Source organism: Magnetospira sp. QH-2, from assembly GCF_000968135.1.
GTDB lineage: Bacteria > Pseudomonadota > Alphaproteobacteria > Rhodospirillales > Magnetospiraceae > Magnetospira.
This window is the reverse complement of record NZ_FO538765.1, coordinates 999,246-1,022,058: the sequence shown is the minus strand read 5'-3', so window position 1 is coordinate 1,022,058 and position 22,813 is coordinate 999,246. Positions and strand designations below refer to the sequence as shown.

General features: G+C 59.2%; 18 protein-coding genes. 15 read left to right on the top strand and 3 right to left on the bottom strand.

The features are described from left to right. Positions 1–5 precede the first annotated feature (5 nt). From MGMAQ_RS04865 to MGMAQ_RS04845, 5 genes are all read left to right on the top strand, one after another. Positions 6–1,034, top strand: coding sequence for a FemAB family XrtA/PEP-CTERM system-associated protein (locus MGMAQ_RS04865; protein ID WP_046020658.1), 1,029 nt, complete (start codon positions 6–8; stop codon positions 1,032–1,034). A 19-nt stretch (positions 1,035–1,053) separates the two neighbouring features. Beyond that, positions 1,054–1,794 (top strand): YdcF family protein, encoded by a 741-nt coding sequence (locus MGMAQ_RS04860; protein ID WP_052716128.1) that lies wholly within the window; start codon positions 1,054–1,056, stop codon positions 1,792–1,794. Between the two features lie 94 nt (positions 1,795–1,888). Further along, positions 1,889–3,112, top strand: a complete 1,224-nt coding sequence (locus MGMAQ_RS04855; protein ID WP_046020656.1) for a TIGR03087 family PEP-CTERM/XrtA system glycosyltransferase — start codon at positions 1,889–1,891, stop codon at positions 3,110–3,112. Positions 3,113–3,143: 31 nt separating this feature from the next. After that, a complete protein-coding gene (locus MGMAQ_RS04850) occupies positions 3,144–4,331 on the top strand; it encodes a glycosyltransferase family 4 protein (protein ID WP_046020655.1) in 1,188 nt (395 codons plus the stop codon). 88 nt (positions 4,332–4,419) lie between these two features. Further along, positions 4,420–4,971 carry a D-sedoheptulose 7-phosphate isomerase gene (locus MGMAQ_RS04845; RefSeq protein ID WP_148561033.1) on the top strand — a complete coding sequence of 184 codons (552 nt, stop codon included), beginning with the start codon at positions 4,420–4,422 and terminating at the stop codon, positions 4,969–4,971. Positions 4,972–5,180: 209 nt separating this feature from the next. Here the strand turns inward: MGMAQ_RS04845 and grxC are convergent, their stop codons facing one another. Both grxC and MGMAQ_RS04835 read right to left on the bottom strand, forming a co-directional pair. Then, a complete protein-coding gene (gene grxC / locus MGMAQ_RS04840; protein WP_046020653.1) occupies positions 5,181–5,438 on the bottom strand; it encodes a glutaredoxin 3 in 258 nt (85 codons plus the stop codon). Then, positions 5,435–6,025: a bifunctional 2-polyprenyl-6-hydroxyphenol methylase/3-demethylubiquinol 3-O-methyltransferase UbiG gene (locus tag MGMAQ_RS04835; protein ID WP_046020652.1), complete on the bottom strand. Its 591-nt coding sequence runs from the start codon at positions 6,023–6,025 to the stop codon at positions 5,435–5,437. The genes grxC and MGMAQ_RS04835 overlap by 4 nt, the downstream gene beginning before the upstream one ends. 103 nt (positions 6,026–6,128) lie before the next feature. On the opposite strand from MGMAQ_RS04835, the gene MGMAQ_RS04830 reads away from it, so the two are divergent. From MGMAQ_RS04830 to MGMAQ_RS04785, 10 genes are all read left to right on the top strand, one after another. Next, complete coding sequence (locus MGMAQ_RS04830; RefSeq protein ID WP_046020651.1) at positions 6,129–6,572, top strand: DUF1178 family protein; 444 nt, start codon at positions 6,129–6,131, stop codon at positions 6,570–6,572. A 12-nt stretch (positions 6,573–6,584) separates the two neighbouring features. Continuing rightward, positions 6,585–8,282 (top strand): tetratricopeptide repeat-containing sulfotransferase family protein, encoded by a 1,698-nt coding sequence (locus MGMAQ_RS04825; RefSeq protein WP_052716127.1) that lies wholly within the window; start codon positions 6,585–6,587, stop codon positions 8,280–8,282. A gap of 57 nt (positions 8,283–8,339) precedes the next feature. Further along, positions 8,340–9,056, top strand: a complete 717-nt coding sequence (locus MGMAQ_RS04820; RefSeq protein ID WP_046020650.1) for an urease accessory protein — start codon at positions 8,340–8,342, stop codon at positions 9,054–9,056. 163 nt (positions 9,057–9,219) lie between these two features. Next, on the top strand, positions 9,220–9,438 hold the full coding sequence (locus MGMAQ_RS04815; RefSeq protein WP_046020649.1) for a hypothetical protein: 219 nt from the start codon (positions 9,220–9,222) through the stop codon (positions 9,436–9,438). A 46-nt stretch (positions 9,439–9,484) separates the two neighbouring features. Then, positions 9,485–9,826 carry a hydrogenase maturation nickel metallochaperone HypA gene (gene hypA / locus MGMAQ_RS04810; RefSeq protein ID WP_046020648.1) on the top strand — a complete coding sequence of 114 codons (342 nt, stop codon included), beginning with the start codon at positions 9,485–9,487 and terminating at the stop codon, positions 9,824–9,826. Further along, on the top strand, positions 9,823–10,905 hold the full coding sequence (locus MGMAQ_RS04805; protein WP_046020647.1) for a hypothetical protein: 1,083 nt from the start codon (positions 9,823–9,825) through the stop codon (positions 10,903–10,905). Before hypA ends, MGMAQ_RS04805 begins: the two co-directional genes overlap by 4 nt. Positions 10,906–11,002: 97 nt before the next feature. Then, positions 11,003–12,478 (top strand): phosphomannomutase, encoded by a 1,476-nt coding sequence (locus tag MGMAQ_RS04800; protein ID WP_046022965.1) that lies wholly within the window; start codon positions 11,003–11,005, stop codon positions 12,476–12,478. Further along, a complete protein-coding gene (locus MGMAQ_RS04795; protein WP_046020646.1) occupies positions 12,463–13,917 on the top strand; it encodes a mannose-1-phosphate guanylyltransferase/mannose-6-phosphate isomerase in 1,455 nt (484 codons plus the stop codon). Before MGMAQ_RS04800 ends, MGMAQ_RS04795 begins: the two co-directional genes overlap by 16 nt. 696 nt (positions 13,918–14,613) lie before the next feature. Then, a complete protein-coding gene (locus MGMAQ_RS20965; RefSeq protein WP_158498781.1) occupies positions 14,614–14,775 on the top strand; it encodes a hypothetical protein in 162 nt (53 codons plus the stop codon). Between the two features lie 557 nt (positions 14,776–15,332). Continuing rightward, complete coding sequence (locus tag MGMAQ_RS04785) at positions 15,333–16,739, top strand: TIGR03013 family XrtA/PEP-CTERM system glycosyltransferase (protein ID WP_305727897.1); 1,407 nt, start codon at positions 15,333–15,335, stop codon at positions 16,737–16,739. A gap of 6 nt (positions 16,740–16,745) precedes the next feature. Here MGMAQ_RS04785 and MGMAQ_RS04780 read toward each other — a convergent pair whose 3' ends face one another. Next, complete coding sequence (locus MGMAQ_RS04780) at positions 16,746–22,703, bottom strand: non-ribosomal peptide synthetase (RefSeq protein WP_052716126.1); 5,958 nt, start codon at positions 22,701–22,703, stop codon at positions 16,746–16,748. Positions 22,704–22,813: the final 110 nt, after the last annotated feature.

The window sequence follows — 22,813 nt, the reverse complement described above, 5'->3', positions numbered from 1 at the left end:
GACTCATGACGACCGTTAAGGAACTGGACACCGCAAGCGCGGAGCGCTGGGACGCGTTCGTGAACAGCTGTCCGGAAGCCACTTTCTTTCATAAAGCGGGCTGGAAGCGGGTCATCGAGAACAGCTTCGGTCAAAAAAGCCCGTTTCTCTACACGGAAAAAGATGGCGAGATCACCGGCGTTCTGCCCCTGACCCACATGAAAAGCCCGATCTTCGGCAACCGCTTGGTCTCCACCGCCTTTTGCGTGGATGGCTCTCCGGCGGTGGTGGACGAGGAAGCCCGCAAGGCCTTGGACGGCGCCGCCGAGGATATCCTCAAGAGTGTCAGCGCCGACTATATCGAGTTCCGCAACCCAAAGGCCGACCGGGCGGGCTGGCAGCGCAAGGAAGGCCTCTATGCCACCTTTGACCGCCCCATCGAGGCCGCGGAAGACGATTGTCTGAAGCAGATCCCGCGCAAACAGCGCGCCGTGGTGCGCAAGGCCTTGAAATCGGACCTGACCGATACGGTCGATGACGAGGTCGACAGCTTCTATGGGCTCTATTCGTTTTCCATGCGCAATCTGGGCACCCCGGTCTTTGGCAAGAAATACATCCGGAATCTGATGACCGAATTCGCCGACTGTGCTGATATCCTGACCGTGCGGCTGGACGGCAAGCCCCTGTCGAGTGTCCTCAATTTCTATTTCAAAGACCGGGTGATGCCCTATTACACTGGCGCCGCCTTCGAGGCCCGCAAGCTGGGTGCCGCCGACCTGATGTATTTCCGGGTCATGCGCCGGGCGGTGGAGAAGGGCTTTACCCAGTTCGATTTCGGTCGCAGCAAGGTCGGAACCGGGCCTTATTCCTTCAAGAAGAATTGGGGCTTCGAGCCGCAGCCCTTGGTGCTCGACTTCAAGATGAAGGGCGATCAGCCCATGCCCGACGTCAACCCCAACAATCCCAAGTACAAGTTGATGATCTCCACCTGGCAGAAACTGCCGCTTCCGGTGGCCAACTTCATCGGCCCCTTTATCGGTCGCCAGGTCGGCTAAACGGGAGCGATCGGGAATCATGACAGTCCTGAAGGCCTTGCTCATGCCACCGGGGCTGCTTTTCGTGCTGCTGGCAATGGGCCTGTTTCTGGCGCTGATCGATCTGCGACGGCGCAAACGGTGGCTGGGTTTTTCGCTGGCCAATCTGGGGTTCTTGTTGATTCTATCTCTGCCCGTCGTTGCCATCCCTCTTCTCGCCAAACTACAAGAATCCATTCCACCGCCATCGGCCGCTCTTCCCAAGGCCGTGGTCGTTCTCAGTGCCGGTGGTTATGCAGCGACTCCCCTTGAGCCTCGAGAAGAGGTGGACGGCCTCACCTTAGAACGACTGCATGGCGGGGTCTTGCTGGCGCGAAAGCATCGACTACCCATTCTGGTGACAGGGGGCGTGGCCAAGCACTTTGACCACTCCATGGCCTCCTTGATGGCTCGTGCCCTCTCGCAAGGCTACGGGATCGAGGCAAAGTGGCTGGAAGAGCGTTCCACCAATACCTTCGAGAACGCGAAATTCAGTGCGGAGATCCTGAACGAAAACAAGATTGAAGCGATCTATCTGGTGACTCAGGGCTGGCATTTACCGCGGGCAACCGAAGCGTTCCAGGCCATGGGTCTGAAAGTGGTTCCGGCGCCCGTGGCCCTGGCAGCCCTGCCGGACTTAACCGTTGCCCATTTCGTTCCCAGCGCCAAGGCCCTGGTCCTCAGCTACTACGCCCTGCATGAACAACTGGGGCGGCTGTGGTATCGCCTGCGCTATTACTGAAGCACCGCATGGACAAGGATAATGAGTTGGCCGAATCCGCGAAAGGCGGTTAGTGTGCTGAAACTTCAAACGTTCGACTGGCCGAGGATCCCCGATGGACAAGCTGTTGTTCCTGGTGCACCGATTGCCCTATCCACCCAATAAGGGTGACAAAATCGCGACCCACAACATGCTGAAATATTTTTCGACCCGTTGTCGGATCTTTCTCGGCACCTTCATCGATGCGGAAGAAGATTGGCAATACCTGCCAATGGTCGAAGAAATGTGTGCCGAGACCTGCATCATCGGCATCTCCCCCAAGACTCACAAGGCCAAGAGCGTGGTCAAGGGATTGCTGTCGGGCGAGGCATTGTCGCTCCCTTTCTATCGCAATGCGCAACTCCAGGCCTGGGTCGATCGGGTCGTCGCGGAGGAAAAACCAGATGCCGTGCTGGTCTACAGTGGTGTGATGGGCCTGTATCTGATCGACGGAAAAATGCCCCCCAACGCAGGCACCTTGCTCAACATGGAAGACGTGGATTCGGAAAAGTGGCGGGCCTATGGAGAACAAAAGACCTGGCCGCTGAGTTGGCTGTACCGCCGCGAGGCCGACAAACTGCTGGCGTTCGAAACCAAGGCATCCTTGCAATTCGATACCACCGTGTTCATCTCCAAGGCCGAAGCCGATTTGTTCCGCTCGCTGGCGCCGGAGTGTGCCGACCGGACCACCAACCGCACCCAGGGTGTCGATAGCGAGTATTTCGATCCCAGCTTGAGCTTCGAAGACCCCTATCCCAGCGACTCTCGGGTTCTTGTCTTCACCGGCGCCATGGACTACTGGCCGAACATCGACGCGGTGACCTGGTTCGTCAACGAGGTGTTGCCCAAAGTCCGCAAGGCGGTGCCTGATGTGCTGTTCTGCATCGTCGGCATGCGGCCTAGTCCAGCGGTACGCAAACTGGGCGAACGTCCCGGCGTGTTGGTCACTGGCGGAGTGCCGGATGTCCGCCCCTTCCTTTCCCATGCCATAGCGGCCGTCCTGCCCCTGCGGATCGCCCGGGGTATTCAGAACAAGGTCCTGGAAGCCATGGCCATGGAATTGCCCGTTCTGGCCTCCAGCAATGCCATGACCGGCATTCCCGATGACGAAGCTTATGTGGTCGATACCCCGGAAGAAACAGCCACCAAAGCCATCGCGCTATTGCGGGAAGGACGACAACAGAAGCCGGCGGCGCGGCAGATCATCTTGGATCAATTCGATTGGAACGCCAATCTACGGCGGCTGGAAACGATCCTGACCGAATCCTCGCAAAAAGCCCAAGAAAACGCATCCTCGTAACCACCCGTTGGCGGGGCGGCCGGAGACCTCCATGAAAATCCTCTATCACCACCGGACCCGGTCAAAAGACGGCCAGAATGTGCACATCGAGGAACTGACCGGGGCGCTGCGGAAGCTGGGCCATGAAATCATCATGGTCGCGCCCGGGGGGGGTGAACAGGCGGCATCCTCTTCAAACTCTGAATCCGAAGGGGGTCTGATCGATTTCATTCGCGGTCATCTGCCCAAGTTCATCCACGAAATTCTTGAACTGGCCTATGCCTTCAAGGCCTACCGAAGCCTTGTTCAGGCCCACAAGGCCCACAACCCCGATGTGTTTTACGAGCGCTATAACCTGTTCCTGCCTTCCGGCATTTGGCTAAAGAATAAAACCGGTCTGCCTATGTTGTTGGAAGTCAATGCGCCCTTGGCCGAGGAGCGGGATAAGTTCGGCGGACTGGCCTTGCGTTCTCTGGCCCGTTGGAGCGAGGCCTATGCTTGGCGCCATGCCGATCACGTCTTGCCGGTGACCGATGTCCTGGCCGATCATGTTCGGGCCGTCGGCGTCCCCGATGACCGCATTTCCATCATCCCCAACGGCATTAATGAAGACTACTTCAAAAATACACCGGATATGATTGAAGCCAAGAAACGGCTGGGGTTGGACGGGCGTCTGGTGTTGGGGTTCACGGGCTTTGTGCGCGACTGGCACCGTCTTGATTCGGTGATCGACATGATGGCCGATGCTCCGCCAGAACAAAATCTGCACCTGCTGCTCGTTGGCGATGGTCCGGAGCGCGCGAAGCTTGAAAAACAGGCCCGCGACGCCGACTTGGAAGACCGCTTCACTGTTACCGGTGTAATCGGACGGCATGAAATTCCCGAGCATGTGGCGGCCTTCGATATTGCTTTGCAGCCCGCGGTGACTCCATATGCCTCCCCCTTGAAGCTGTTCGAGTATCTGTACCTGGGCTGTGCCGTGGTGGCCCCATCCATGCCCAATATCGAAGAAGTGCTCGTTGACGAACAAAACGCCCTGTTGTTCGATGCGCAATCGGAGCAAGCCATGCGTCAGGCCATAGAACGTCTGATTACCGATGACTCCTTGCGGGCCAAGTTAGGGGACGGCGCGCGGGCGACCATCGAGGAACGGGATATGACCTGGGTGGGCAATGCCAAGCGGGTCACCGCCTTGTTCGAAACCTTGCTGGATGGCAAGGCTCCCTCGACCAGGCCTTGAGCGCGCCAATATGCTATTTTGACCAAAGCGGATATGAAGCAAGGAGCCCAGTTTGGTTGACCTCCCTCCCCGGTTCGTCCGGCAACAGATCGAAGATTCCATCACCGTCAAACAGGCCCTCTTGGCCGACACGGCCCTGGTCACCCAGATCGAGACGATCTGTGGATTGGTGATCGATACCTACCGCAATGGCAATAAGACCTTGCTTGCAGGAAACGGTGGCAGTGCCGCCGATGCCCAGCATTTGGCGACGGAATTCGTCTGCCGTTACATTGCCAACCGTCCGGCCCTGCCATCCATCGCCCTGACCACTGATACATCTATCCTCACGGCGGTTTCCAATGACTTCGGGTACGAAGAATTGTTCCGCCGCCAGTTGGAGGCCAACGGAAAACCAGGCGATCTGTTCATCGGTATTTCCACCTCGGGCAATTCACCGAACATCCTCAGAGCCTTGGAAGCCTGCAAAGGCCTGGGTATCACAAGTATTGGAATGACAGGTCAAGATGGCGGCAAGATGGCCGAGTTGTGTAATCACTGTATCCGCGTCCCTTCGACCCATACACCGCGCATTCAGGAATCCCATATCCTGATCGGCCATATACTCTGTGATGCGGTGGAAACGGCGCTGTTTGGGTAGTCCTTGGACCACGTCGCGCCTGTTGACCGGGTTCAATGGAACCTGACGGACGCGGAACGGGTCATATGAAACGCGAAAGGCTTTATGCCAAGGCGTCGCCGGTGAAGACCGACAAACGGGATGCGCACTTTTTCAGCAGCCTGTTAGGCCGTATATGCTTTGAATAGATCACGTCATATTCAATCGAATCCGTTTAAATGCGACGTGACCTAGCCGCCCCGCAGCATGCGCGCTAGCTGACCTTTTTTATCCAATCGGACCAGATCATCGCAGCCGCCGATATGGCGGTCGCCGATGAAGATCTGCGGCACCGAAGTGCGCCCCTTGGCGCGCCCGGCCATTTCGGCCCGTTTGGCCTTCGAAGACACATCCACGTTGGTGTAGCGTATGCCCTTTTTTTTCAATAGGCGCCGGGCCTTGAGGCAATAGGGGCAAAGCCGCGTGCCATAGACGGTGACCGAGGTCATGCGGGGGCCTCCAAGGCGTGGAACGGCGGGACGGCGCCATCGGTCGGGCGGTCATTGACGGCACAGATCCGCTGTACCACCCCGGGACAGGGTCGGCCGTTTTTCAGGCCATGTTCATAGGCCACGACCTGCAAGCGGTGCGCTGTCAAGGCGAGGAGTTCACCTGCGTTGAGCAGATGATCCGGATTGCGCGGACGGTTGAACTGTTCCTGACCCCGGGCGAAGGTCTCGTAGATCAGCACGCCGCCCGGCGCCAGACAGTCGAGCAAGTGGGGAAACAACGGTCGGTAGAGGTAGTTGGTCACCACGATCCCGTCGAACCGCTGCCCGGCCAGTGGCCAGGGGGAACCGTCCTCCAGGTCGACGATGAGGATCCGCGCCTGAGCGTTATCTTCCAGGTCGGCCAGGGGATCCCCGTTGCGATCCACGAACCGGACCGGGTGTCCAAGCTCCAGGAACAGTCGGCCATGCCGACCGTTGCCGCAGGCCAGATCGAGCACCGGGCCGCCCTCGGGAACCAGAGAGGCATGGCGCCGGACCCAGGGGGATGGCGTGGTATTGGCGAGATGATGAGATTTTTCCGACATTACGGTTTCTTAACCGGCGTGATGATAGACCTTGCGGGAAAGGCGGCGTTGCTTTATGCCGCCCGCTGTCCCAAGCTATGACCATTCGGAAAGAAGCACCAGCATGATTCTATATCAGCTCAAATGCGGCAACGGCCATAGTTTCGAGGCCTGGTTCAAGGACAGCGCCAGCTACGACGATCAGCAGCGCCATGGCGATATTGCCTGTCCCCATTGCGGCGAGGTCACGGTATCCAAGGCCCCCATGGCGCCGCGCATCAACTCTTCCGTCGGTGAATCGGCGGCCAGCGGCGATTTTCACGAAGCCAGAGCGCGCGAACTGGCCGAGCGCATTTTGGATGCGGTCAGCGAATTGCGAGACCATGTGGAAGGCAGCTGTGACTACGTGGGCGACGATTTTCCCGAAGAAGCCCGGCGCATCCACTATGGCGAATCCGATCAGCGCGGCATCTATGGCGAGGCCAGCGCGGAGGAAGCCGAAGACATGCAAGAAGAAGGCATCGAATTCTATATGCTGCCCGGACGGCCCAAGCAGCGGTCTTCCTAAGCAGGGTCGGGCATGGCGGGGGATCTTCATGAATCAGCCCTGGCCCATCTGAAGGAAGGTCGATTCCCGGAAGCCCAGGCCGTCTATCACGAAATCCTCTCGCATGATCCAAACGATCCGGACGCCAACCATTTTTTTGGCGTGCTGGCATTTCGCGCGGGAGAATTGGATCGCGCCGAGCAGGCGATTTCAAAAGCCGTGGCGGGGCGTCCCACCTGGTCCAAGGCCTTGAGCAACTTGGGGTCGGTCCTCGTGGCCCGCGACCGCCATGCCGAAGCGTTGGTGGTGCTGGAAAAAGCCGTGGCTGGCGATCCAAACAATCTGGATGCTTGGTATAATCTAGGCCTATGCCGTCAGTCGGTCGGTCGGACCCCTGCCGCGGTGGAGGCCTATGGCGAAGTTCTACGACGGGATCCCGACCACGGCGATGCGCTGACAAATCTGGCCGTCTTGCATTTGGATCTTGGTGCCGCTGAATCGGCCGTGAAGGCCAGCCGTCGGGCGGTTCGCGCCAATCCAACCAGCCTGGATGCGCAGGTCAATCTTGGCTTGGCCCTCTACCAAACCGGTGAAACAGCGGAGTCGGTGCGCGTCTGCAAGGCCATATTGGCACTCGGTGTCCAGCGGGCCGATGTTTATAACAATCTGGGAAATGCCCTGACCGCCGAGGGCGAAACGGCACAGGCCGTCGAAGCCTACCGCCAGGCCGTGGTCTTGGACCCCGACAGCGGGCGGGCCATGCGTCATATGGCCATGATCAAGAAATTCCAGGCGCGGGACGATCCGGATCTGCGGGCCATGGAATTCTTGATCGCGAAGGGTCGCGCGGAGGGTGACCAAGTGATGCAGGTCCGGTTCGGTCTGGCCAAGGCCTACGAGGATCTGGGAGATTATCAACGGGCCTTTGATCACCTGGAAGCCGCCAATCGGCTAAAACGGGCCACTTTTGACTGGCACCTCAAAGACGAAGCCGTCCGGTTCCAGGCTTTGATTGACGGCTATGAATCGGCGACGGTGGCGCGAGGCTGTCCCGATGCCTCGCCGATCTTCATCATCGGCATGCCGCGGTCCGGCACGACTTTGGTGGAACAGATCCTGGCCAGCCATTCCCGGGTGACTGCCGGAGGCGAGATGCTGCATTTCCCCAGTTTGGCCGATGAGAAGGGTCTGTCCCCCAAGGATCTGGGCGTGGCCTATGGGACGGCGGCCAAGCCATCGGGTGCGGATCTCTTCACCGATAAGCTACCCGCCAACTTCATGCAGGTGGGACGTATTGTTCGGGCGCTGCCCAATGCCAAGCTGGTCCATTGCCGCCGCGACCCAATGGATGTCTGTCTGTCTTGCTATCGACGGCTGTTCACCGGTTTCCAGGGTTTCGCCTATGACCTGCGAGAGTTGGGTGGCTACTACCGACTCTACGACGACATGATGGCCCAGTGGGCGCGGCTGATTCCCGGGCGCATCCTAACGATTCAATACGAAGATCTGGTGGACGATCTGCCAGCACAGGCCCGGCGGCTGGTCAAGGGATGCGGTCTGGACTGGGAATCGGCCTGCCTGGATTTTCACCGCACCGAACGGACCGTACGCACGGCCAGCGCCGATCAGGTACGGCAACCGATTTATCGCGACGCCCTGGGCCGCTGGCAAAAATATGGGGATCGGCTGGCACCGTTGCGCGATGCCTTGGGGCCGCTTGCCTCCTCTTAGCGCTTCTGCCATTATGGTGCGGCGCACAAGTCCTGCGCCGGTTTTTGGGGATCCCCTATGCTCACCATCTTCGGCCTCGCCTTTCTGATCGGCATTCAGCATGCGCTTGAGGCCGACCACATGGCTGCCGTGGCCTCGTTGGCCACGCGGGGCGGTTCTTTGCGGCGGACCTTGAAAACAGGTGCTTTTTGGGGGCTCGGCCATACCTTGACTCTGTTGGCGGTGACCATGGCGGTCATTTTGGCTGATGCGGTGATTGATGACACCCTGGCCGGGTGGCTGGAGTTCGCTGTTGGCCTCATGCTGGTGGGGCTGGGAGGGCATGTGCTCTATCGTTTGATCCGTGACCGGATCCACTTCCATATTCACCGCCATCGCGGTGGCAAGGTCCATACCCATGCCCACTCCCATGCGGGAGAAGGGCAAGCACACGAAGCCTCCCCCCATACTCACGAACATCCCCGAATGGCGCCGGTCAAGGCCCTGGCCATCGGCATGATGCACGGCATGGCCGGGTCGGCGGCGATGCTGGTGTTGGCCGCCTCGGTGCTCACCGATGCCTGGAGCGGCCTGCTGTACGTGGCATTGTTCGGAGTGGGGTCCATGCTTGGCATGGCTTTGTTCTCCGTGGCCATTGCGGTGCCCCTGGCCTGGTCGGCACGGTTTTTAACCGTTGCCAACAGTGGATTACAGGCGGCTATTGGCCTGGTGACCATTGGTCTCGGCCTGTCCATTGCCCATGAAATGGGGATGAGCCTCCTTTTCGCCAGTTAATGGGTTGCATTCTCAATTAAAATCAAATAAATACGCCCCCCCCCCCGATTTAAGGTTTGTAGTGCGGTTGGTAATCAACTACCGTGACCTTAACAAGCACTCGGGAGCGCCCTTCGAATCGGCGCGATCAACCCGAGAAACCAATTGGGTTGGAGAACGAGACATGGCTCTGTCAGAAACAGGTGTAGCTTTCGGGCTGGTCAATGCCAAATTGCTGCCAGTATATATCGGTGCCTCCTTGGCTGCCGGGGCAATCATTGTCCTGCCGACCATCGCCACGGGCGTGATTACCAAGATCATGGCCGATAAGTACTTTCTTGCCCGGCGTCAGAAAATCAAGGACGCTCAAACAGGCGGCAAGGTGGTGGAGTTTCCCGCCTAACGCATTCCCCTTGTTTCCCATGGGTGGTTCATGGTGAACTGCACCCATGCATGAAATGTCCCTGACAGAGAGCATGGTGCGGATCATCGAGGATCAGGCCCGGGCTCAGAATTTCTTCAAGGTAAAAACCGTCTGGCTGGAACTGGGGCAACTCTCCCATGCCGAGCCCGAAGCCATGCTTTTTTGTTTTGATGCGGTGACCAAGGGAACCATCGCCGAGGGGGCGGTGCTGGAATTGATCCGTACCCCGGGCACCGCCTGGTGCTTGGACTGCGGGGAATCGGTGGAGATCGCCCGGCGCTACGATCCCTGTCCCAAATGCGACGGTCATAAGCTGCAAGTCACCGACGGCGAGGATATGCGCATCCGCGAGTTGGAGGTGGAATGACCGACAGCGTTGTCGAAACAGTCATTGACCTGCCGCTGACAAAAAACTCCCCACCCGTGCTGGCCCTGGGGGCCTATCTGAAAGCCACGGCTTGCGTCATCGTGGAAGGGCGGGCCCATTTGTCGGTGACCTTGGGCGATCTGGGGGACCCGGAGGTCATCGCCGCCTATGACCAAACCGTGGCGCGACTTTTAGCTGAAACAGGGGCCGAACCGGTGATCGCGGCTCACGACTTGCACCCGGATTTTCATTCCACCCTCATCGCCGAGGACTGGGCGCCGCGGACCCTGGCCGTGCAGCACCATCATGCCCATATTGCCGCCGTCGCCGCCGAGCATGGTCACCTGGGACCGCTGTTGGGGCTGGCTCTGGACGGCTTCGGGCTGGGGCCAGGCAATGAGTCCTGGGGCGGGGAACTTCTGTTGGTGGAGGGTGCCGACTACCAGCGCCTTGGGCATCTGGCCCGGTTGCCGCAACCGGGCGGCGACGTGGCGGCGCGGGAACCCTGGCGCATGGGGGCGGCGGTCTTGCAGGTTTTGGGACGGGGCGCGGAAATCGCGGATCGGTTCCAGACACAGGCCCACGCGGCCATGCTGCCGCAATTGCTGGACAAAGGACTGAACTGTCCGCCTACCAGTTCCTGTGGCCGCTTGTTCGATGCCGCCTGTGGATTGTTGATGGTCCGTCCGGTGGCCGATTTCGAAGGGCAGGCACCCATGGAACTGGAGGCGCTGGTTACCACACCTCGGGTGATGGATGGGGGGTGGCGGATCGATGAGGGGGGCCAACTGGTCTGTCTGCCCCTGTTGGATGCTCTGATTGACATGGAGAGAGCAGAAGGCGCCGATCTGTTTCATGGCACATTGGCCGCGGCTTTGGTGGATTGGGTGACCCGTCACGATGGGCCACGCACGGTGGGGCTCTCGGGGGGATGCTTTTTCAACAAGGTCCTGACCGAGGCGGTGCGGAGCGGGCTCGAAAACGCGGGCTATCAGGTCTTGCAACACCAGCGGGTCTCGGCGGGGGATCCGGGGCTCAGTTTGGGACAGGCCTGGATCGCCGCCCGCAGCCTGGACTGAACCAAGGATTATCCACCCCTTGTCGTCCTTGATCCTTGAGCGCGCCGACGAAAAGGTGAACAGTGGCAATGGACAACGGCCCGGGATTCGCAGCCTCATGCAAACGATCAACGACCTCATGGACCAATCGCAGGTAAAGTTCGGTACCAGCGGCGCGCGGGGACTTGTCCTGCGCATGACCGACCGGGTTTGCTACACCTACACGGTGGCTTTTCTGCAACACCTGCGCGATCAGGGACTGCTTGAAAAGGGCTCCGAGGTCGCTCTGGCCGGGGATCTACGGCCCAGCACCCCGCGCATCATGCAAGCCGTGGCCCGCGCCATCGCCGACCAAGGGCTTAGGCCGGTCAATTGCGGCTTTATCGGCTCGCCCGCAGTGGCCTATTTTGGGCTGCAACGGGGCATCCCTTCGATCATGGTAACCGGCAGCCATATCCCCGATGACCGCAACGGCATCAAGTTCAACCGCGCCGACGGGGAAATCGCCAAAACCGACGAAGAGGGTATTCGCAACCAATGGGTCGCGGTTCCCGAGGGTTTGTTCGATACCGACGGCGCCTTCGCCGACCCGCCGGGGCTGCCTGACGTGGACGATACGGCGGCGTCGCAATACCTGATGCGCTACCGCGAGTTTTTCCCGAGCGAATGCCTCAAGGGACTGCGCATCGGGGTCTATGAGCATTCGGGCGTGGCCCGGGATATGCTAGGGACCCTCCTGGCGCAGTTGGGCGCCGAGGTCATGCCCCTGGGCCGTTCGGATCGGTTCATACCGGTGGATACGGAAGCCATTCGACCGGAAGACGTCTCGTTGGCCAAGGCCTGGGCCAAGGAGCATGAGCTTGACGCCATCGTTTCCACGGACGGAGATGCCGACCGACCACTGTTGGCGGATGAAACGGGGACTTGGTTCCGTGGCGATGTGGCCGGAATCCTGTGCGCTCGGTTTTTGGGCGCCAAACAGGTTGTCACCCCGGTGAGCAGCAATAGCGCCTTGGAAAAATGCGGCTGGTTCGAGAGGGTGGTGCGGACCCGGATCGGCTCTCCTTATGTGATTGCGGGCATGGAAATGTGCCAAGCCAGCGGGTCCATCGTCGTCGGCTATGAAGCCAACGGCGGGTTCTTGATCGCTGATTCAATTGAGATCGATGGACGGGTGTTGGCCCCTCTGCCGACCCGCGATGCGGTGCTGGTGCCCTTGGCCTTGATGAGTATGGCCGTGCAACAATGTTGCAAGCTGTCGGAATTATTGACAATTGTTCCGCCCCGGTTCACCGCCAGTGATCGGCTGAAGGATTTTCCAACCGAATTGAGCCTTGCCGTGCTAGAGGAGTTCGACGGAGCGGATGCCAAAGCCGCCATCGAGGCCCGCTTCGGCGCCATCGCCGGAACCGTCGACCACGTCGATCGAACCGATGGGACCAGAATTACCTTCGAAAATCTGGAGATTATTCATCTTCGCCCATCCGGGAACGCCCCGGAGCTAAGGTGCTACAATGAGGCCGATAGCGCCGAGCGGGCCACCGAGATGAATCGCCTATGCCTGCAAATCATGGAAACATGGAGGAGCCAGTGATCGTTCCCGTCATTCTGTCCGGTGGGTCTGGGACCCGCCTCTGGCCCCTGTCGCGCAAGGCCTATCCGAAACAGTTCCTGCCGCTCCTGGGCGAGGAATCCCTGTTCCAGGCCACCGTGCAGCGGGTGTCCTGCCTGGCGGACTACGGCAACCCTTTGGTGGTCTGCAACGAGGATCATCGATTCATGGTCGCTGAGCAGCTCAAGCAGCTGGGCGTCGCGGCCGGAGGCATACTGCTCGAACCGGTGGGGCGCAATACCGCGCCGGCGGTGGCTTGCGCCGCCGTGCAGGCCTGCGTCCTGGACGAGGAGGCCATTTTGTTGGTCATGCCCTCCGATCATGTCATCGGTCGCCACGAAGCCTTTGTGATCGCCGCCGCCGCCGCCGCGCGGGCCGCGGAAAAAGGGCATCTGGTGACCTTCGGCGTGGTCCCGGATGGTCCAGAAACCGGCTATGGCTATATCAAGGCCGACAGGGATGGGGAGTCCCTGGACGAGACCGGAGATCTGGCCGTTTGGCCGGTGGCCCAGTTCGTCGAGAAACCGGATCTGGCGACCGCTGAATCCTATGTGGAATCAGGGGATTACTTTTGGAATAGCGGCATGTTCATGTTCCGCGCCCGGGCCTACCTGGAGGAGTTGGAACGCCATGCGCCGACCATGACCGTCCCGACCAAAACAGCGGTGGAAAAAGCGACCATCGACCTGGATTTCATCCGTCTTGATGCCGAGGCGTTCTCCGACTGCCCGTCGAACTCCATCGATTATGCGGTGATGGAAAAAACCGAGAAGGCCGTGGTGGTGCCCCTGGATGCCCAGTGGAGCGACGTGGGGTCCTGGTCTTCCCTCTCCGATGCTCTGGAAGCGGACGAGGGCGGCAATGTCACCAGCGGAGACGTCATCGTCCGCGACAGCCATGACAGTTACCTGCGCAGCGAAAACCGACTGATCGCGGGGATCGGGCTGGACAACCTGGTGGTCATCGAGACGGCTGATGCCGTGCTGGTGGCCGACAAGGACAAGGTCCAAGACGTCAAGGAAATCGTCAATCAGTTGAAAAACGCCGGACGCCCGGAAGAAACCCATCATGTGCGGGTCTATCGCCCCTGGGGCTCCTATGAAACCATCTCCGAGTGCCAACGGTTCAAGGTCAAACGCATTTTGGTCAATCCGGGCGCGGCCCTGTCTTTGCAACTGCATCATCATCGGGCCGAACACTGGGTCGTGGTGGCCGGGACGGCCAAGGTGACCCGGGGCGAGGAAGACCTCCTGTTGACCGAGGATCAATCGGTCTATTTGCCCCTTGGTACCCTGCACAGGCTTGAAAACCCGGGGAAGATTCCGTTGGAGATCATTGAGGTGCAGACCGGGAGTTACTTGGAGGAGGACGATATTGTCCGTTTCTCCGATGTCTATGGCCGGGAAAAATCTGCCTCCTAGCGCGTGTCGGGTCCAATCGGACCCGCTAGACACGCGCGACCTTATTGGAATCGATCACGCTTTTCGTGTTTGATCGAATTCGATCAAACACGACGTGACCGAGAGCCCAATTCATAAAACGGGCTCTAGATTAAAAATTCTTGTTCCATACAAGGGCTTTGAATGGCGGAGAATGCTTTTACAGCCCCTAACCTTTCCTACGCTTGGAGGTGGAAGCCCGGCAATATCCCTTTTGTCGGGATTTAGACAACTGTCAATTTCGGCAGACTCTCGGCAAAAAAGTGTCGAAACTTTTTACATTTTTAGGACAATCCAATTAAGGCGATTCCTCTAAGCCTATACGCCTGCATAGTTTCTTTGATTGGCACGCATGTTGCTAGTATATGTTCCAAGCGCCATTGCGGTACGAATTCGTAAAGAGTTTCTATGCAGTATTGGTGTGGGATCGCAAAGGGTTCGGGGAGGTTCCCAATGCGGTTTGAAGTTGGTACGATTGAGCAAGAGATTGATAACGTCTAGAGTTTGGTAGCAAACCATCTGCGCGCTTTTGAGAGAGGAGTCGTTATGGAAATGGATCAAGAAAATGGGAGCCAATGGTCAGGCAGAGCCGCTATTGGTTTCGTTGCGACTCTATCTGTCGTTGGATGGCTATCCATAAGCGCAGCTGTTTCTTTTTTATTCCCTAGCGATAGCGGCATGACTCAGTTCGCCGACGACGAATTGTCTCCGGATCAACTGAATAGCCTGTCCACTGCGTCTGGTCCTGACTGCGATGCCGAGGCAATGACCATTGGCACCGACAACACCAAAGCCGTTGCCGAGTTGGATCCTGCCTGCACCGATATACTGGAGAAATAGGCAGAACTAGATGGCGGGAACGAATCCTGCCTCCCAAGCACTGTTATATGGGTTTAAACCGCGGCACGCTGGACGTGCCATTTAGGCTATCTAATTTAGCAATCCGAACCCCTATGTGAGAGTCGGATCGGTGTTGCGTAATTGCAACACAGCATGCGTGCTGATGGGCCTCTCATCCACCGCGATCGCTATTTTTGTCATAAATTTCAATGACTTGTTTTAGGTGGGCGTTGGCAGCGATTGCGCTCCGATAGTGTTTGTGTTGGGGGGACTCATCACCTCAGAGGTGAATTCTCCACACCAAAGTCCACCATTATTGGTGGTGGCATTTACTTGAGTGTTCTATCGGGTTATTTTTTTCAAGACCGTGTGAGTAAATTTGCTATAAACACGCTGCTTGGTGTGGGAACCCATTTGTGAACAGGTAAAAGCCGCTTCATGGCATGGCAGAACCCTCCGAGGGCGATGCGATGATGGGTGATTTGATCTATTGAGAGAGCGGAGAAACAAGCGTGATTCGTTTGTTCGGGCATCATATTGCATTTTATGCAATCGTCATGGCAATGCTCGAGGCAGGTACTTTTTACCTATTTCTCGTGGCTGCCGAGATGGCACAGTCGTGGTATTGGAGCCAAAAAATATCCTTCGAGCCCAAGCAGCCCGTAATGATTCTGGTGCTGGCATTCGTGGCTTTCTTGGTAATGGCTGGCATGGGCTTGTACAACCGCCAGATTTTTGCCGATATCCGAACTTCGGCAAAGCATGCTCTCATGGCTTTTCCGCTCATTTACGTTGCCATGAGCCTGTATATCTTTATCCATTCCCGTTTCGTGGAAATGGATGCACCGCCTTACTACACCATATGTATTCTGGCTCTCCCGGTGGCCTTTGGCGTGATTTTTGGGGTGAGGGCCTTGGCGATCGAGGTGCTGGACCTCAAGGTTCTAAAGCGTCGCGTGCTCGTTCTGGGAACGGGCAGGTTGGCCATCCGGATCGCCCGTTTGGTGCAAAAGTCTGCCCGACATCACTTTTCCGTCGCCGGGTTTATTCATATGGGCGAGGAGATTGGCGAGGATCCGCCCCCGGCGGTGAATCCTGTACTGCCATTGGAGATGGTCCAGGAACGCGGCGCCTTGAAGAAATATGTCTTACATAACGGTATCGATGAAATCGTCTTTGCATCCCGCGAACGACGACGCCAACGGGGCAATGCCGCGTTCGGCCTACCGGTTTGGGAATTGCTTGAATGCAAAATTGCGGGCGCGCAGGTCACCGATTATCCGAGTTTTTGGGAGCGCGAGGCCGGCGAATTGGACTTGGATGAATTGCAGCCCGGCTGGCTATTGTCGTCTGAAGGATTCCGCATCGCTCCGGCACGCAAAGTGGTCAAGCGCCTGTTCGATGTCATCGTCAGTTTTTTGATCCTGTTTTTCAGCCTGCCGCTTTCCCTCCCAGCGGCCATCCTGGTCAAACTGACCAGTCCGGGGCCGGTTTTTTACCGTCAGGAACGGGTGGGCTTGGACGGCAAGCCATTCGATGTTCTGAAACTCCGCAGCATGCGTAATGACGCGGAAAAGAACGGGCCGCAGTTCGCTCAGAAAGGCGACCCCCGAGTGACCCCGGTGGGCCGGTTTATCCGCCTGACTCGGATTGATGAAATCCCGCAGGTTCTCAACGTTCTGAAGGGCGATATGAGCTTCATAGGACCCCGTCCGGAGCGACCCTATTTCGTTGATACCCTGTGCGAAAACATTCCGTTCTATAGCGAACGCCACGCCGTGAAGCCCGGTATTTCGGGTTGGGCGCAAATCAATTACCCCTATGGGGATTCCCTGGACGACGCCAAGCGCAAGCTGGCCTTTGACCTGTACTACGTGAAGAACGGTAGTACTTTTCTCGACATTCTTATTCTGTTGCAGACCGCCCGCGTGGTCTTGTTCCCGTCGGGCGCCGGCGCTCGCTAAAAGTCTTTAGGACTTCTTTTCCGGCGGCGTCAGGTGAGGCTCGATGATTCGGGCCAATTCAATGATATGAGGATCTTGGAACATTTGGTCATGCCAGCCAGTAACCGGCTCCGTGGAGCGAAGATCAACGAGTAGCCTCCGCCACGGACGGAACAGGAGGGCCCGTAGCCGCTTTGCGGTGGTCGACATGATCAACACCACCGGACCAGGATAGGGCTGTGGCTTGAACCGGCGCATGGCCTCGACTTGGGCGGTCAGGCCCTGATCGGTGAAGATCTGTTGCAGCGGGCGATGGAACCACTTTTCGGCCGGTTTGCCGACCGCCAGCGCCAAGGCTCGCACCATCTTGAAAATGGAATGGCTAAGGCCGGGCAGGTAGGGGAAAAAGGTGTCGAGCAAAATCACCGGCGCCACGGTCCGGCCCTCGGCGCGCAGCAATCGGGCTACTTCGAGGGCGACCACGCCACCAAGGGAGAATCCTGCAATCAGATAGGGACCATCGGGATGGCGGGTTCGCATTTCCTCCACGTACCGTTCCGCGAGTTCACCGATATCCAGCTGCAAGGTTTCCCCCGGTCGGCGCGGCGGAACCAAGGCATAGAACGGACGGGAGGGGTCAATGCGGCGGGCCAACACGCTGAAGCTGACCAGATCCCCGTGTCCCGGCGCCACGTAAAACACGGGGATGCCGCGATGGCCGTTTTGAACTTGTACCAGATAGCCGTGCGCCCGCTCCTCGGCCTTCTGCAGCTCAAGGGCCAAGGCCTCGATGGTCGGTGTTTGCATGACGGCCATGGGCGAGATCCGCAGGCCCATGTCTTCCTGGATGCGCGTCACCAACCGAAGGGCCATCAGTGAGTGCCCGCCCAGTTCGAGAAAGTTGTCGCGAACACCGATGCGCGGTTGATGAAGAACCTCTTCCCAAATGCGCACCAAGGCTGCTTCCATGTTTGTGCTGGGTGCCGCGTAGGGGGCTCTTTGGCTGCTCTCCGTACCCGTTGGTTCGGGTAGCGCCGCCAAGTCGACCTTGCCGCTGGGGAGCAACGGCAGAGCCTCCAGGGAAATCAGATAGGTGGGGACCATATAGGCGGGCAATCGATCGGTCAAAAATCCACGCAGTCCAGATGGCAGGCCCTCCAGGCCCGGAGAAACCACGTAAGCCACCAAACTGCCTTCGCTCCCGCCGGGTGTATGGAGGGTGACCACCGCTTCGGCCACTGCCGGGTGGTCGCGCAGTTTGCCTTCGATGGCGCCCGGCTCGACCCGGAAGCCGCGGACCTTGATCTGATTGTCCAGCCTTTCGAGGAATTGCAGGGTTCCGTCCGGGCGCCACATGGCCAGATCACCGGTGCGATAAAGCCGAGCCTGCGGTATATCGGACAAGGGATCGGACACGAATGCGCGTTCGGTGAGATCCGGTCTGCGCATATAGCCCCGGGCCAAACCCGCCCCGCCGATCACCAGTTCGCCCGGTACGCCCACGGGCTGAGAGTGCAAGTTTTCATCGACCACATGACAATGGGCGCCGGCAACCGGTCTGCCGATGGGCAGCCGCCCGGAATCACCGTTCCGGCAGAGCCAATGGGTGGCATAGATGGTTGCTTCCGTGGGACCATAAAAATGATGCAGGCGGGCTTTGCTGCGCGACCCGAAGCGATCGGCCAGCTCACCGGTCAAAGGTTCGCCGCCGCAGATGACGTGGCGCAAGGCGTGGCAATCGGCCAGTCCCGGCTGATCCGTCAAATGAGCGAGCAAAGATGGCACACAGGAAATAAGGGATATCCCGTGATGCGCCATGACGGCGACCATCTCTGCCGGGTCTTGCTGAATACCAGCACGGGGCAGGACCACCTGGGCTCCGGCGATCAAGGGGGCGAATAACTCCCAGACCGATGGGTCGAAGCTCAAGGGGATGGACTGCAACAGCCGGTCCTCGGGCCCGATGCCCAGGGCCTGGACTTTCCAATTCAGCCGGTGGACGGCGGCACGATGGGGCAGCATCACGCCCTTCGGTCGTCCGGTAGAGCCGGAAGTGAAGATCACGTATGCCAGGGACTCCGGGTCCGCCTGTTCTTCCAGTGGCTGAGGGTCTCCTTCAAGGGGAAACTGGGATAGAGGCAGGACAACGGCAAGGCTATGGATATTGTCAGGCAGCCGGGACAGCAAGGAATCGTCGGCCAGGATGACCCTGGGGGCCCCGTCTTCGATCAGCGTCGCCAAATGTTCCCGAGGATAGGAAGGATCAAGGGGGAGATAGGCTCCGCCAGCTTTCAAAGTCGCCAGCACCGCCACGACCATTTCCGGGGAACGCTTGAGGAAGATGCCGACGGGCACATCCCGTCCCACCCCGCGTTGACGCAACAAAGTGGCCAGACATCCGGCCCGGCGGTCCAACTCGCCATAGGTCAAGAGATCGGCGTCGTCTGAGTCTGTCCGACGCACTGCCGGCGCCTCCGGGGTCTTGGCCGCCACCTTGGCGATCAAGTCATGGATCAGCTCGGAATGATCCCCGGCGGCGGTGGGGGGAGCACTCAGCGACCAGTTCTCCAATTCGACTCGGGCCGGACCAGGGGTCATATCCAGAAGGCGTACCGGTGTATCGGGGCGTTCAATGGCATCGGCGACCAGTTGCAGGTAATGCTGGGCCATGTGGGTAACCGTGGCCGAATCAAACAGGCCATCGGCATAATTGAACGTTCCTTTTAGTTCGTCGTCGGTACGGAAGAATTCCAAATTGAGGTCGAACTGTCCTTCCTGCTGATCGAGAATCAAGGGTGTGAAGGTCAGATCTTCTTGATTCTTCCCGGTCTCTCCGCCGATGTCGGTCAGGCCAAAGGCAATCTGAAATAATGGTGCGGCGCTGGGATCACGAACCGGATTGATCTGTTCCACCAAGGCCGAAAAGGGTAGTTCCTGATGCTCAAGGGCCTCCAGCAGAACATCGCGCACCCCTTGAGCAAATTGGGTAAAGGAAAGCTGGTCATCGATATCCGCCTTGAGTACCAGCGGATTAGCGAAATAGCCCACGGTTTCCTCGAACCCGGGCCGAGTCCGCCCGGAACTGATGGTGCCCAACGCAAAGGTCCGGTTGCGGCTATAGCGCCCAAGCAGGATCTGGAAAGCGGCCAGCAGCAGGACAAAGGGGGTAACACCCGCTGCCTTGGCTGACACGCGCAAATCATCGCTCAAGGCCTTGGGAACGACAAGTGGAACAGATCCTCCGAGGAAGGTCTGCACCGGTGGCCGGGGGCGGGCCACGGGCAAAGTCAGCATGGGCGGCAAATCGGCAAGATGGCGACGCCAATAGCTAAGATCCCGGGTGCCCGGTTCACCGGCCAACCGGCCCTCCTGGCTGCGCAGATGATCCACATAGGGACGCCCGGAGGGAGTAGGCAACGGGGATCCGGTGCGTGCGGCGGCATAGAAACGGCGCAGATCGTCGTACAGCACATTCATGGACCAGCCGTCGCATATCAGATGATGCAGACAGATCAGCAGCAGATGGCGGTGGCCGTGGCGATACAGGACCGCGCGGGCCAGGGGGGGACCGTCCATGGGGAAAGGCTGATGAGCCTCATCGATGACCAGGCGCAGGACCTCTTCGTCGGTCAATCCGTCCGCGCCGATCTCCGTTAGTCCAAGGGGAGCGGCATCGGGGGCAGGACTGAAGGGGTGCCACGCCGGTTCGCCGTGATGGCGGGTCGGGCATAGTCTCAGCACTTGATGGCATTGGACCAAATGAGCAAGGGTCCGTCGCAGCGCATCCCGATCCAGGGATCCCCGCAATTCGATGGTCAGGTTGACATTATAGGCACTGCTATCGGGCATCAAATGTTGCTGGAACCAAAGGGCCTTTTGACCCCGGGTCATGGGCAGCCACGCCGCTTCGGCATGGGGTTCGCTTGGCGCCGCGGGAGGCTCCGGCCATCCACCGGCCCTGTGGCGCCGCTCGCGCTCGGCGGTCAATTCGGGGGCCAAATCGCTGAGACTACGATCCTGCATGAAGGTGGTCAGCGGTACATCGAAGCCGAGGCGTTCCTCGATCCGATGAGCCAATCCGGCGGCGGCCAGGGAATCCAGACCGAAGGCCTGAACCGGACAGCCGGTATCGACAGTTTCCGGCAGAATACCCAGGGCGGCACCCATTTCCACGCAGAGCAGGCCCAAGACATCGTCGGGGCGATGCGCGTCGTTCCAGGCGGATTGCGTCATTGGATCCTGCGGGGCCGACGGGATATCGGCCCAAACCTCGTCCAAGACATCTTCCATCAGGTTTTGCTTGACCCGGTGGCGCATGATTTTGCCGCTGGATGTTTTGGGGGCCCGCCCCGGCTTGATCAAATAGAGGGCGGCAATGGGGACTTCAAATTCCGCCAGCACGGCGGCCCGGGCGGCCGCGGCCACTTCGGCCAGATCAAACTTGCGGTACTGGCGGGTCAATTCGTGAACCAAGATCAGTCGTTCCTCGCCCTCCCGGTCCAGGGCAAAGGCGGCCCCGCCGGCGGCGGCTAGGGCGGGATGGCTACGTTCGGCCATCAGTTCCACGTCTTGCGGATAGATATTGCGGCCATGGATGATGATCAGATCCTTGCTGCGTCCGGTGACGAACAGTTCTTGATCATCGAGGAATCCCAGGTCCCCGGTACGCAGGAACACCCCGGCATCCGGCTCATCGGCTAAATGGGCCCCGAATGTGGCCTCGGTCTCTTCCGGGCGCCCCCAATAGCCCCGTGCCACGTTGTCGCCGGAAACCCAGATCTCGCCCACCTTCCGGTCTTCCAGACAACGGCCGGTTTGCGGATCGACGATGGCGATGCGCTGATCTTGGATGGTGCGACCGCTGCTGACCAGGAGCCCGGCTGTTGGAGCATCGGCCTTGACCGGTTCCGCGCGATGTTGCTCCAGCGCTTCCGTGTCATAGGGGCGGACGACGGGCAATTCGTTCTTGCGACCACCGCCAACGATCAACGTGCCTTCGGCCAGTCCGTAGTTGGGATAGTGGCCTTCGGCGCGGAAGCCGTATTCGGCAAAGGTATGGGCAAAGGATTCCAAGGTTCCCGCCCGCACGGGCTCCGCGCCGTTGAATGCTACCCGCCAACTGCTCAGGTCCAACCCCTGTCGTTCTTCCGGCGTGGTGCGGTCAACGCAGAGATCATAGGCGAAATTGGGGCCGCCGCTGGTATGGGGGCGGTATTTGGAGACCGCTCGCAGCCAGCGTATGGGTTTTTGGATAAACCGGATCGGTGGCATCAAAACCGATTGGGTGCCCAGGTACAAAGGTTGCAACAGGCAGCCGATCAGGCCCATGTCGTGATACATGGGCAACCAGGAAAGCATGGGGGTGTCCTCGGCGTGGCCGGTGCCTTCCTCGATCATCCGCATGTTGGCCATCAGGTTGCCATGAGTGACTTCCACACCCTTTGGCGCCGAGGTGGATCCAGACGTATATTGAAGAAAGGCCAGGTCGCCGCCGGTGACCCGGGTGATCGGGGCCTCTTCCGGATGACCGGCATCTTCGATGCAGAGCCAGTCAGGCTGAGACAATAGGGGATTGCCGGTCCGTGCCTCGCCGGTTTTCTCCATCACTTCGTGGTTGGTCAGCACCACGCTTGGGCGGCAATCCTCGATCATGGATTCGATGCGCATCAGCGCGCGGCTGGACATGGGCGCCGGAGAGGGCACGGCCACGGCGCCGGCATAGAGACATCCGAGAAAGGCCGCAACGAAATCCAGGCTCGGCGGAATGAGCAGCAGGACCCGGTCGCCCGCCGTATGATGGCTGCGCAAAAGGGCCGCCACCGCCCGCGCCCGTTCATCCAGCCGCCCGTAATCGAGGGTTTCGGATTCTTCCTCGCCATCAGCCAGGAAGATCAAGGAACGGCGATCCGGGTGGGACTCTGCCCGGCGTCTTAGGACTTCAACGAGGGTCTGGGCCTCGAGGTCTTGCCGGGAGTTCAAAGTCATACGGAAACATCCGTTCCATTCATCGAAATTCCGTCACTGAACCATTCCGAGGAAGCCGCAATTTTGCTTAGGGTTGTTGGGGTTATCCCCTTCAACCATAAATGAAATGG